8 protein-coding genes are annotated in these 12420 nt (G+C 72.8%); 2 read left to right on the forward strand and 6 right to left on the reverse strand.

Going from position 1 to position 12420, the window contains the following annotated elements:
* Window positions 1-8: 8 nt before the first annotated feature.
* Entirely contained in the window at window positions 9-698 is a 690-nt protein-coding gene (gene ftsE / locus ACFY9I_RS05320) for a cell division ATP-binding protein FtsE (RefSeq protein WP_009320785.1), read from the reverse strand.
* Window positions 699-940: 242 nt separating this feature from the next.
* Here ftsE and ACFY9I_RS05325 point away from each other — a divergent pair, with 242 nt between their 5' ends.
* A complete protein-coding gene (locus ACFY9I_RS05325; protein ID WP_390996872.1) occupies window positions 941-1132 on the forward strand; it encodes a hypothetical protein in 192 nt (63 codons plus the stop codon).
* A gap of 90 nt (window positions 1133-1222) precedes the next feature.
* Here ACFY9I_RS05325 and ACFY9I_RS05330 read toward each other — a convergent pair whose 3' ends face one another.
* From ACFY9I_RS05330 to ACFY9I_RS05350, 5 genes are all read right to left on the reverse strand, one after another.
* A complete protein-coding gene (locus ACFY9I_RS05330) occupies window positions 1223-2140 on the reverse strand; it encodes a hypothetical protein (RefSeq protein ID WP_390996875.1) in 918 nt (305 codons plus the stop codon).
* Between the two features lie 344 nt (window positions 2141-2484).
* Window positions 2485-3591, reverse strand: coding sequence for a peptide chain release factor 2 (prfB, locus tag ACFY9I_RS05335; RefSeq protein ID WP_390996878.1), 1107 nt, complete (start codon window positions 3589-3591; stop codon window positions 2485-2487).
* 105 nt (window positions 3592-3696) lie between these two features.
* On the reverse strand, window positions 3697-4263 hold the full coding sequence (locus ACFY9I_RS05340) for a hypothetical protein (protein WP_390996881.1): 567 nt from the start codon (window positions 4261-4263) through the stop codon (window positions 3697-3699).
* The gene (locus ACFY9I_RS05345) at window positions 4260-5495 is read right to left on the reverse strand and encodes a protein kinase (RefSeq protein ID WP_390996884.1); all 1236 of its coding nucleotides are present in this window, start codon (window positions 5493-5495) and stop codon (window positions 4260-4262) included. Before ACFY9I_RS05345 ends, ACFY9I_RS05340 begins: the two co-directional genes overlap by 4 nt.
* 261 nt (window positions 5496-5756) lie before the next feature.
* On the reverse strand, window positions 5757-7487 hold the full coding sequence (locus ACFY9I_RS05350) for a protein kinase (protein ID WP_390996885.1): 1731 nt from the start codon (window positions 7485-7487) through the stop codon (window positions 5757-5759).
* 525 nt (window positions 7488-8012) lie between these two features.
* On the opposite strand from ACFY9I_RS05350, the gene ACFY9I_RS05355 reads away from it, so the two are divergent.
* Complete coding sequence (locus ACFY9I_RS05355) at window positions 8013-12230, forward strand: FHA domain-containing protein (RefSeq protein ID WP_390996888.1); 4218 nt, start codon at window positions 8013-8015, stop codon at window positions 12228-12230.
* Window positions 12231-12420 lie beyond the last annotated feature (190 nt).

The raw sequence follows: 12420 nt of genomic DNA on the forward strand, positions 1-12420 counted from the left end.
TGGGGCGGTCAGTGCTGGTAGCCGTAGACGCCGCGCGCCTGGTCGCGGACGAGTCGGCCCTTCTCCAGCTCGATGACGCGCTTGCGCATCTGGTCCACGATGTTCTGGTCGTGGGTCGCCATCACCACGGTGGTGCCCGTCCGGTTGATCCGGTCGAGCAGCTTCATGATGCCGACGGAGGTCTGCGGGTCGAGGTTGCCGGTGGGCTCGTCGGCGATCAGCAGCTTGGGCCGGTTCACGAAGGCCCGCGCGATGGCAACTCGTTGCTGCTCACCACCCGACAGCTCGCCCGGCATCCGCTCCTCCTTGCCGCCGAGCCCGACCAGTTCCAGCACCTGCGGCACGGACTTGCGGATCTCACCGCGCGACTTGCCGATGACCTCCTGCGCGAAGGCGACGTTCTCCCCGACCGTCTTGTTCGGCAGCAGCCGGAAGTCCTGGAACACCGTCCCGAGCTGGCGGCGCATCTGCGGCACCTTCCAGTTGGACAGGCGCGCGAGATCCTTACCCAGGACGTGCACCTGACCCTGACTGCACCGCTCCTCCCGGAGGATCAGCCGCAGAAAGGTGGACTTCCCGGAGCCGGAGGACCCCACCAGGAACACGAACTCGCCCTTCTCGACCTCCAGGGACACATCCCTGAGTGCGGGACGGGTCTGCTTGGGGTAGACCTTGGACACGTTGTCGAATCGGATCACGGATACACCACAAGCCGTCGGGAATGGATGACGGTGACTGTACCGCCCCCCGGCCCCGTGAGGGGCGCGGGGAACCGCGCGAGCGATCACGACGTGCCCGCAGCCACGCGACCGAGGTCACCCACCCCTTCGTAGGCGCCCGCGCAACCTCCGGGGGGACCTGGCACAGTGGAGGAGAGGAACGTCCAGGCTCCGCGAAGCGTTGAGGTGTGTGTGAGGCCACTGCAAGGAGGGCGAGGCGCATGACGTACGACCGGTTGGTGTGCGCGAACTGCGCCTCCCCCGTCGCCGAGGGCCGCTGCCATGTGTGCCGGGCCAGCCGCGAGCGGCTCCAGCAGGAGAACCCCTTCGCGAACCTGAGCCCCATGACCCTGATCGCCCTTCTGGCGATCCTGATAACGGCACTGGCGCTGCTGGCGCACCAGACGGCATAGAGGACGAGCAGGGATACGTACGACGAAGGCCCGGGGCTGGCTGCCCCGGGCCTTCGTCGTACTGATGTGTGGCTGTGCCTGACCGTGTGGTCAGGCGGCGGCGCCGCGGCCGGCCATCAGGCGCGGCAGCAGACGGAAGCCGATACCGCCGGCGATCATCGTGGCGGCGCCGACCAGCAGGAACGTGGTCTCCGCCGCGCCCGTCTCGGCCAGCTCGGCGGTGCCGGCGCCCTGAGCCTCGGTCTCCGTGCCGGTGTCCGTGAGGGCCGAGGAGCCCTCCTCCTGGACGACCTCGTCGTTGCCGCCGTCGGGGTCGCTGCCGCCGGAGGTGGAACCGCCGGTGGAGTCGTCACCACCGGTGCTGGAGTCGTCGTCGCCACCGGTCGAGCTGCCGGAGGTGCCGGTCGTCCCGGTGGTGCCGGTCGTCCCGGTGGTGCCGGTGGTGCCCGTGGTGCCCGTGGTGCCGGTGGTGCCCGTGGTGCCGGTGGTACCCGTGGTGCCGGTGGTACCCGTGGTCCCCGTCGTACCGGTGGTGCCGGTCGTGCCGGTCGTGCCCGTGGTCCCCGTCGTACCGGTGGTGCCCGTGGTGCCGGTCGTACCCGTGGTACCGGTGGTGTTGGTCTCGCCGGTCGTGCCCGTGGTACCGATGGTGCCCGTCGTGCTGACCGCACCGGTGGTGTTGGTCTCGCCGGTCGTGCCCGTGGTACCGGTCGTGCCGGTCGTGGTCGTCTCACCGGTGGTCTCACCGGTGGTCTCACCGGTGGTCTCACCGGTCGTCTCGCCGGTCGTCTCACCCGTGGTCGCACCGACGTTGGTGTTGCCCTCGGTGTCGTTGCCGGTCTGGACCGAGACACCGGCTCCGACCTTGCCACCGCTGCCGGTGTCGACACCTACGCCGATGTTGAGGTCCAGTGCGGAAGCGGCACCCGCGGCGGTCAGCGAAGCACCGGCGGCGATCACGGCCCCCGCGGCTATTCGCGCCACGCGGATCCGCGTCTTCTTCGTCATATGGCTGCTACCCCCAGTAGCTCATCAGTAATTGGAGCAGCGCGCCGGGGCCGCGATCAACGGGAGCAGTCGGTTGGGTCGAAGTCCCCCGGTTCACATGCACCCCAGTAATGCGCATGCCACGCGCCAGCCTTCCCAGTTTTCGCAGCAACGTCAAGGTCGTTGCGTACGCGATGTCCCGTTCACCGCATTTGACCGCGACAACGACATGTGAGTGTGACGTAAAACCCAGACATCCCCATACAGACAAGGCAACTGGCTTCCAGGGGAAGACAGTTGCCTTGTCGACAAAGCGCTGAAATTGTCCGGGCTCCGGCCCGTCGCTGTTCCCGCTTCCGGGACCGCTACTTCTCCTGCTGCTTGCGCCAGCGAATTCCGGCCTCCAGGAAGCCCTCGATCTCACCGTTGAACACGGCCTCGGGGTTGCCGACTTCGTGCTCGGTGCGAAGGTCCTTGACCATCTGGTACGGGTGCAGGACGTACGAACGCATCTGGTTGCCCCAGGAGTTGCCGCCGTCGCCCTTGAGCGCGTCCATCTTGGCCTGCTCCTCCTGCCGGCGGCGCTCCAGGAGCTTCGCCTGCAGAACGTTCATCGCGGTGGCCTTGTTCTGGATCTGCGACCGCTCGTTCTGGCAGGAGACGACGATGCCGGTGGGGATGTGGGTCAACCGCACCGCAGAGTCGGTGGTGTTGACGCCCTGGCCGCCCGGACCGGAGGACCGGTAGACGTCCACGCGGAGCTCGGTCTCGTCGATCTCGATGTGGTCCGTCTGCTCGACCACGGGGAGCACCTCGACACCGGCGAAGGAGGTCTGACGACGCCCCTGGTTGTCGAAGGGCGAGATACGGACGAGCCGGTGGGTGCCCTGCTCGACGGAGAGCGTGCCGTAGGCGTACGGCACCTGTACGGCGAAGGTGGTGGACTTGATGCCCGCCTCCTCCGCGTACGAGGTCTCGTACACCTCGGTCTTGTAGCCCTTCTGCTCCGCCCAGCGCAGGTACATCCGCTGCAGCTTCTCGGCGAAGTCGGCGGCGTCCACGCCACCGGCCTCGGCGCGGATGTTGACCAGGGCCTCGCGGGAGTCGTACTCGCCGGACAGGAGGGTACGGACCTCCATCTCGTCCAGCGCCTTGCGCACGGAGGCCAGCTCCGACTCGGCCTCGGCGCGGGTGTCCGGGTCGTCCTCCTCCTCGGCCATCTCGAAGAGGACGGCGAGGTCGTCGATGCGACCGCGCAGCGCCTCCGCCTTCCTGACCTCCGCCTGGAGGTGGGAGAGCTTGCTGGTGATCTTCTGCGCCTCGTCCGGGTTGTCCCACAGGGACGGCGCGGCCGCCTGCTCCTCGAGCACGGCGATGTCTGCCCTCAGCCTGTCGAGGTCCAAAACGGCCTCGATCGACTCCATGGTCGAGGAGAGGGACTTCAGCTCTTCGGATACATCGACGACTGCCACGCCCCCCAGCGTAACGGCTCCGCCGACCGCCCAGCGGGCGGTGACCGCGTCCTGGGCGGGCACCCGGAGGGCCCGTCGGACCACCTGGTGCGTCCGGTGCGGCTCTCAGCCGCCGACAACGACCCCCTCGTCCTGGGTCCGAACCGGGTTGACGGTGTCGAACAGAACCCTGTTCGACAGTCGGTCGAAGGAGAAGGTCGCGGTGTACAGACCGCCCGTGATCTCCTCGTCGATCTCGGTACTGGTCACCCACTCGGATGGCCCGCCCACGCAACGACGCAGGGGCTCCGGAACGTCCACGGTTTCGACCCGCTCGAATTCCCGGTCCCGGTCGTCGAGGATTCTCCTCATGTCCGTGGCCGTGGTCTCGAAGCAGCCGACCATCCTGATGTCGCTCGGCCCGGGAACACGGGACGACCCTCCCGTGAGATCGATCGCACACCATTCGGCGCTGACGACCTTTCCCAGCCCGGAGAAACGATCGGCCACCTGTTGGGTGGTGTCACGGACTTCGCAGCCTGCCGAGCCGTGGTCCGCCTGCGGGGCGGACCCCCGCGGTTCCGAGGAACCGCAGGAACCGACTGAGACGATCACGGCGACGGCCAGTGCGCCCTGGAACGCGGCGCCGGCCCGCGCGGTGACTCTGCGGGCGGTGCCCCACGGCCCGGTCACGGTGATGTCGGCGTCGACGTGTTCGTGTCCGTGGACCCGCCGGCCGGTTCGTCACCCGAGGTCGCCGCCCAGGTCCCCACACCCGCCGCGATCGCCAGCGCCACCGCCGCCGCTCCGAGCGTGATCCGCCGGCGACGGGCCATCGCCCGGTTCCGTGCCGATCCCGGCCGAGGCGCCCCCGCCGCCCGAGGCGCCCGCGCGGTTCCCCGGGCGCCCCCCGCCAGCTCATCCGGCCCCGGCACCCGCATGGACGTGTGCGTGTCCCGGTTGGAGTCCGGCTTGGCCCCCGGCACCAACGGCACCGCCCCGCGCCGCACCCGCTCCCGAGGCGTCTCCGCCTCGGCGGGAACCTCCTCGTACCCGTCCGCCGACTCCGTCCCCGGCTCGTCGACGTCCAGCGGCGGCATCCCCGCCAGCAGCGGCAGCTGCTCCCGCAACCGCGCCGCCAGCTCGGACGCCCGCAGCCGGGAGGCCGGCGCCTTGGCGAGGCACTGCACCAGGAGCTGCCACAGCTCCTCAGGGATCCCGGGCAGCGGGACGACGGTCTCGGTGACATGACGGCGCAGTACGGCACCGGGGTGACCGCCGCCGAAGGGGGTGAAGCCGGCCAGCAGCTCGTACAGCACGGTCGCGAGGGCGTAGATGTCCACGGCCGCGCGGGGCGGCAGGCCCTCGACGATCTCGGGGGCGAGATAGTCCGGTGTGCCGATGATCTTCGTCGCACGGGTGCGGCGGGGCGAGTCGATGAGCTTGGCGACGCCGAAGTCGGTGAGGAGAGCCGGGTGCGAACCGCCGGGACCCAGCGGGCCCTGCATGTCCAGCAGCACGTTCTCCGGCTTCACGTCCCGGTGGACGACTCCGGCGGCGTGCGCCGCCGCCAGGGCGTCCGCGATGTCGGCCACTATGGCGACTGCCGCCTCGGGGGCCATGCGCCGCTCCCGGTCGAGGCGGGTGCGCAGGTCGGTGCCCCGGACGAGGTCCATGACGAGGGCGAGGTCGTTGCCGTCGACGACGAGGTCGCGTACGGAGACCACGTTCGGGTGGTCGAGGCCCAGCAGCGCCGTGCGCTCCTGGACGAAACGGCTGACGAGTTCCTGGTCGGAGGAGAGGTCCTCGCGCAGCAGCTTGATGGCGACGGGGCCCTCCGGGCCCTCACCCAGCCACACCGTGCCGGCGCTGCCCCGCCCCAGGATCTGGTTCGCGGTGTACCGGCTTCCGATCTTCCGTCCCAAGACTGCTCCTACAGGCCGCGTGTTGGCGACAAAGCTACGCGCCCCATGACCCCACGTTCACCGCCCAGGCGGAAATCACCCCTCAGATGTCGACAAGTCCCCAACATGGGGCTCCGCCCGGGGTTGCGGGGTACGCGGATGGGGGTGGGAGGTTCGGGGGCGTCGGCGGGTGCGGGTGTGTGTGGGGCTGGTCGCGGCCGTTCCCCGCGCCCCTGAAAAAGCCGGGGCTGCGCCCCATGCTTTTTCGGCCCGCAGGGCGCTCTATTGGCCCGAGCCGCCGGAACCGGACCCGTTGCCCAGGTCGCCGATCCACTTGCCCACTTCGCCGACCCAGGTGGAGAGCTGGCCCCACCAGGTCTTGCCGGTGCCGACCCACTCCTGGAGAGGCGTGAACTCCCAGATGAGCCAACCGCCGACGACGAGCAGGACGATCATGAAGAGGCAGCCCTTGAGGCAGCCGAGACCGGGGATCCTCATCGGGTTGGCGCTGCGCTGACGCGGCTCGCGGGGCGGCCGCGGCTCACGCTGGGGCCGGGGCGCCGGCTGCTGCGGCTGCGGCTGCGGCGCGGGCGCGTACCGCTGGGGCTGTTGCCGCTGGGGCTGCGGGGCGGGCGGCGCGTACGGCTGTTGCTGCTGCGGGTGGCCGTAGCCCGGACCGGGGCCGCCCTGCTGCGGACGCTGCTGCCGGCGCGGCTGCTGCTGCGGCTGGGGCGGCTGCGGAGGGCGGTTGACCTGCCGCTGGGGGCGGCGACGCAGCGGGTCCTCATTGGGGTCCAGGTACTGGACCTGGGTCTGCTCATTGCGGTCGCGGGCCGCGCGGAGCTGGTTCTGCCAGGGGTGGGGCTGCTCGGGCGGCTGGCCGCCGGGGTCGTGGGGCGGCACCGGCGGCATGACGGACGTCGGGTCGGAGCCGCTGGTGTGCGGGAGCACGGCGGTGGGGTCGGCGGCGCCCGCCGGGCCCGAGGTGTGCGGGAGCACGCTCGTCGCGGCGTTCGGGTCGTACGCGCCGGCGCCGTGCGGCAGCACCTGCGTCGGGTCGGCCGAGCCGAACGGTTCGCCACCGCCCGGCACCTGCGCGGGCGCCGGGTCGGGGGCGAGGATGTGGCCCACTCCGTCGGCCGCGGCGATCTGCATGGAGTTCGCGTGCACACCGACGCCCTCGGCGACGATGCGCAGCGCGCGGGCGAGGTTGACGGCGCTGGGCCGCTCCCGCGGGTTCTTGCGCAGACAGCGCTCGATGACCGTCCAGAGGGGCTCGGGGACGGTGGAGGGGCGGCGCGGCTCGGCGCTGAGGTGCTGGTGCAGGACCTCCAGCGCGGACTGGCCGGCGAACGGCGGGCGTCCGGTGACCAGCTCGTACATCAGGATGCCGGCGCCGTAGATGTCGACGGCGGAGGTCTGCGGCTGGCCCTCGGCTGACTCGGGGGCGACGTACGCGGGGGTGCCGACGAACTCGCTGGTCCGGGTCAGCCCCGGGGAGTCGGCGAGGCGGGCGATGCCGAAGTCGGTCAGCATCGGGTGCATCTCGCCGCCGCCCTGCTTGAGGAGCACGTTGGCGGGCTTCAGGTCCCGGTGCACGACGCCGTCGGCGTGGCTCACCGCGAGCGCGTCGGCGATCTGCGCGGTCAGGAGGGCCGCGCCGACCGGTGAGAACGGACCGTTCTCCCGGAGGTACCGGTGCAGGTCGGGGCCCTCGACCAGGTCCATGACCAGCGCCAGCAGATCGCCCTCGACCACCAGGTCCCGTACCTGGACGATGTTGGGGTGGGTGAGCCTGAGCAGGACGGAGCGCTCCCGGAGGAACCGCATCACGATGTCCGGGTCGTTGGCGAGCTCCTCCTTGAGGACCTTGATCGCCACGGTCTCGCCCGGGTGCCCCGGAACGGCCGCCTCGGCCCCCGCCGTCTCCCGCTGGCGGGCGCGCCAGACGGTGCCCGTGGCGCCGCGTCCAATCGGCTCCTCAAGGAGGTACTTGCTCCCTACCGGCCGCACGTCATGCGCTCCCTGTTGCTTGCTTGCCTGGTCACGCCCCGGGTCCCGTGGACGTCCCGCCCCACTGTAGTGCGGTCGTCCCCGGTACCCGGCTGTCGTCTTCCTTGCTTTTCGTGGTTCTTCCCGTCCGCTCGCCGTGGATGGGCCGACCTGCCGTGTGCTGCCTGTCGGTGTCCGTTTCCGCGAGTACGTACGAATACCCGTGCGCGTTCGATGGAAAGACGCTCACGCATGGGCGGTTGGTTGCCGGAGACGGACGTGTGCGATTCCGCATACGGACGCGAGACGTAAGTGACCGATCTCAACTGATCAACTAGCGGGCACCGGTCAGGCACTTATGGGGGCAGAGCCGACCAATCAAGATCACTTGACGGTGGGCGGCGGGCGTGTTGTCAGTGGCAGGTGCGAGGATGCCTCCAGTACTGGCCGACGTGCCCGTGAGCGGTGGGGGAAGTCTGCGGTGGGGACCGCGCAGTCTCGTCCTCGCCGTCGCGGGTGCCCGCGCGGAAGGGACCGCTGACGGCGATGCAGATCCGGCTGACCGTCGTAGACCCGCTGGGACCGCCCTCGGAGCCGCGAGGACGTGCCACGGCCTGCGACGTGCTGGTCACGGCGCCCGCCGGGACGGCCCTCGCCGCCGTGGCCTCGGGCCTCGCCGCAGCCGTCGGCGACGGCGGTGCGGAGCGGCTGGAGCGCAGCCGGGAGGTGGGCGGCGGCCAGGTCGTGCTGTACGCCGGTGCCGAGCGCCTCGACGCCCAGCGCTGCACGCTCGGCGAGCCACCCCTCATCGACGGCGCCGTGCTCTCCCTGGGCTCCCCCGCCGAGCCGGGTCCCGAGGTCGACGAAGCGGCCGCCCAGCTCCATGTCGTGGCCGGCCCGGACGCCGGCGGCGTCCACCTGCTGCACGGCGGTAAGATCCACATCGGCCGCTCCGCCGACGCGGACGTCCCGCTCGACGACCCCGACGTCTCCCGCCTCCACTGCGCGGTCACCCTCTCCGCGGACGGCCGTGTCTCCGTCGTCGACCTCGGCTCCACCAACGGCACCACCCTCGACGGCACCCGCGTGGGCGACCGCCCGGTGCGCCTGGCACCGGGGGCCCTGCTCCGCATCGGCGAATCCGCACTCCGACTGGCCTCGTCCTCGGGGGTACGGGGGGTCGGCACCGCGCCGGACGGTGAGGGGCACGTCCGGGTGGCGGCGGGAGCGCCCGGGGGTGACGAGGGTTCTCGTACAGCGACGGAAGCCGGGACCGGCTCCGGCTCCGGCTCTCGTGGGGGCGGCGGCCGGGGGGTGGAAGGGCCGGCACACGGTCGTGCCGAGCGACGGACCGTGCCGGGGCAGGGCGGGGCGCCCGGGATCGAGTGGGCGGCGGAGGGTGCGGGGTCCGCGACCGCTGTCGGCCGGACGTGGGCCGACGGTGCCCGGAGGCCCGGCGGGCCCCGCGTGCCCGAAGACTCCTGGAGGCCCGCTGAGCCCCACGGGTCCGGTGCGTCCGGCGAGTCGCACGGGGCGCACGGGTCGCACGCATCCGACCGTCACGGCGGCTCTGCCGCGCCCGGTGGCTCTGCCGAGGCCGGTGGCTCTGCCGTTCCGCGCGGTTCGGTCCTGCCCGGCGGCCTCGCCGATTCCGGTGGTGCCGGTGAGCCCGTCGAGTCCGGTACGCGCAAGGGGACTCCTCTCCGGGGAACCGATGTGCCGCGCGGGCTGCGTAAACGGGGTGGGTTCGGGGCCTGGGCCCGACGGTTGACCGGCGGGCGGGGGCAGGCGGGGGCCGAGCACGACCCGTACGAGTACGACGCCGAGTACGACGAGGACGAGCGCGGGGCGATGGCCTCGGTGCTCTCGGCCGGCGGGGAGCGGCTGCCGGAGACATGGCCCGACCCCGCCGCGCTGCTGCTCACCGCGCTGGGGCCGGGCGCCCGGCTCTGGGAGCGGGGGCCGGGGCACCCGGAGGCGTTGGCGGTACGGCTGGGTACGGCCGACCGGACGGCGCCGGACGGGTCGGGATTGCTGCCGGCGGTGCCGGTGACCGTCGGGTTGCGCGAGGTCGGCGCGCTGGGGCTGGCCGGGCCGCGCGCCCGGCTGATGGGGCTGACCCGCGCGGTCGTCGCCCAGCTCGCCGCGCTGCACTCCCCCGACCTGCTGGAGCTTGTCCTGATCAGCGCGGACCGCTCCCGCTGCGCCGAGGAGCGCACCACCGACTGGTCCTGGCTCGGCTGGCTCCCCCACCTCCGCCCCGCCCATGGCCAGGACTGCCGCCTCCTCCTCGCCTACGACCGCGAGCAGACGACGGCACGTCTGGACGAGCTGCTGCGCCGCGTGGCGGACCACTCCGCGGACACGGCGAGCCACGGGACGGACGACAGGACCGGCCACAGGGCCTCGGAAGCGGTAGGGCACACGGCCGGGCGTTCGGCGGAGGCCGGCCGAGGAGAGGCCGTGCACGGGGCCGAGGGCGCTTCCGGGCGCCGGGCCGTGCGGAGGCCTGCCTGGGCCCGGGACGACGACCCGGCGGACGGCGGCTTCTCGGGGCCGTACACGGTGGTGATCGTGGACGGCGACCCCGGGGGCGCGGATGTCCGGGAGGCCGTGATACGGCTGGCGCAGGACGGGCCCGCCGCCGGCATCCATGTCGTGTGCCTCGCGGAGACGGAGTCCGCGTCGCCCGCCTCACCGGTGGCGGAGACGTACGCGGCGGCCTGCGCGGACTCTCCCGTGTTCCGCGCGTGCGGTGCCGTCGCCCTGCTCAGCGGTGACGTCGCCACGGCGCTACGGCTGCTGCGCGTCGCGTCCGTGTACGCCACGGCGAGCGCCACCGGGACCATGAGCCCGGCGGCCCGGACGGCTTCGGCGCGGTCCGGCCGCACGGGAACCGCACTCCCCGGCCCCGCCGGCCCCGCCGACCCCGCGCGCGACACTGCCACCGACGCGCCGTCGAGCCGTCCCCGACCCGGCCGTTCGGATCACGCCGATCACGCCGACCACGCCGACCAGACCCGTCGGACTGACCACATGCACCACACCGGCCACACCGGCCACACCGGCCACACCGGCGACACCGGCGACGTGGGCGACTTGGGCCACACCGGCGATGCCTCCCGCACAAGCGACACCAGTCACAGCGGTCGTACCAGCCGCCCCGAGGCCGAGCGCCGCCCGCACCCCGCCGGTCCGGCGGACCCCGGTTCGGTGAGCCGTACGCACACCCACATCGGCCTCGCCGGGAGCGCGCTCACCGGGGCCGACGAGCGGACGCACCCCGGCGCGAGGGACCTGTCTCCGCTCGACGCGCAGGCGGCGCCGGGGCTGTTGAACCAGGGCACGGTCGCCACCCTGGACGCGGTGTCGCAGGCCTGGGCGGAGCGGTTCGCGCGGGCGTTGGCGCCGTTGCGGACGGACGGAGCGGCCGGGGACCGACAGGCGACGCGCGTGTCGGCGCCGTTGCCGCAGTCGGCGCGGCTGCTGGACGAGTTGGGGCTGGCGCGGGCCACGCCGGCGTCGCTGATGGCGCGGTGGGCGGACGCGTCCGACGACACGACGGCGCTCGGCGGACGGGCCTGGGCGGTGCTCGGCGCCGGGCCGCGCGGGCCCGTGTCCGTGGACCTCGTCGCAGAGGGACCCCATCTGCTGATCGAGGGGCCGGCCGGCAGTGGTCGTACGGAGCTGCTGCGGGCCGTCGCCGCGTCCCTGGCCTCCGCCGAGCGACCCGACCGACTGGGCATCGCCCTCGTGGACGGCCGGGACGGCGGTGGCGGCGGTGCGGGCGCCGGGCGGACCGGAGAGGGGCTGGGCGTCTGTACCGACCTGCCCCATGTCGGGACGCATCTCACCGCCAACGATCCCGTCCGGATGCGGGAGTTCGCGCAGTCGCTGAGCGCCGAGCTCAAGCGGCGGGCGGAGTCGCTCGGCGGACTCGGGTTCATGGAGTGGCACACCCGGCGTGAGGTGTCCGGCCGCATCGTCCCGCAGCGCTCGGCGACTTCGGGGGCGGTGGCGAAGCCCGGGTTGAAGCAGGGAGCGCCGAACACGGGGGCGGCGATGTCCGGGCCCTCGGGTCCGGAGGCCTCCGGACCGGGCGCGGCCGTGTCCGGGGCCGCGCTGGGCGGATCGGGTGGGGCCGCCGATCTCGACTCGTCCTCCAGTTCGACGCTGCGCCTGCGGCCGGGGGCCGGACGGAGGAACAGCGACCAGGACGGCAAAGGAGCGGCGGGAAGGAACGCGGCCTCGGAGCTGCCCCGGCTCATCGTCATCGTCGACGACCTGGACGCCCTGCTGTCGCCGCCTCTGGGCTCCACCGGGCGGCCGGCGGCCGGCTCGGTCGTGCGGGCACTGGAGGCGGTGGCCCGGGAGGGCGAGCGGCTCGGGGTGCACCTGATCGCCACGACCGGCGGGGGTGGGCGTACGGGCGAGGGTGAGCTGGGGCGTGCGGCCGGCAGTCGCGTGGTCCTGAGCGCGCCAGTGCCGGGTCCGGACGAACCGGCCCCCGGCCGGGGCGAGTTGCGGGGCGAGGGGGGCCGTACGACGGCGTTCCAGGCCGGGCGGGTGACCGGGCGCATCCCGCGCACGGCGACCCTGCGGCCGACCGTCGTACCGCTGGACTGGGCCCGGATGGGAGACCCGCCGGCCCGGCGCCCCGTACGGGAGTTGGGCAACGGGCCCACGGACCTGGCGCTTCTCGCCAGCGCGTTGGAACGAGCGGCGCGGGAGGTCTCGGCGGCGGGCGTCCCGTCCCTGCTGTGACCGTCCGCCCGCACCCGGGCAGCCCTCGGTGAGGGGGCGCCGTGCGCCGCGCGAGCGACCGTGGCACACCGCCGCACCTCCGCCCATGACGAAGCACCCCTGCGGCGCATACGCCTGCATGCGCTTTCCGGCATCCCATGGTCACGACGCGGTCACGATCAAGACGTTGACACGGTAGGCGCTCTTGCCG

The sequence above is a fragment of the Streptomyces sp. NPDC012510 genome (assembly GCF_042955065.1).
Taxonomy (GTDB): domain Bacteria; phylum Actinomycetota; class Actinomycetes; order Streptomycetales; family Streptomycetaceae; genus Streptomyces.

Bases quoted from the DNA above. Each gene is read 5' to 3' on its own strand.
- ACFY9I_RS05330 (WP_390996875.1), bottom strand. From the start codon at position 2,140: ATGACGAAGAAGACGCGGATCCGCGTGGCGCGAATAGCCGCGGGGGCC.
- ACFY9I_RS05325 (WP_390996872.1), top strand. From the start codon at position 941: ATGACGTACGACCGGTTGGTGTGCGCGAACTGCGCCTCCCCCGTCGCC.
- ACFY9I_RS05355 (WP_390996888.1), top strand. From the start codon at position 8,013: ATGCAGATCCGGCTGACCGTCGTAGACCCGCTGGGACCGCCCTCGGAG.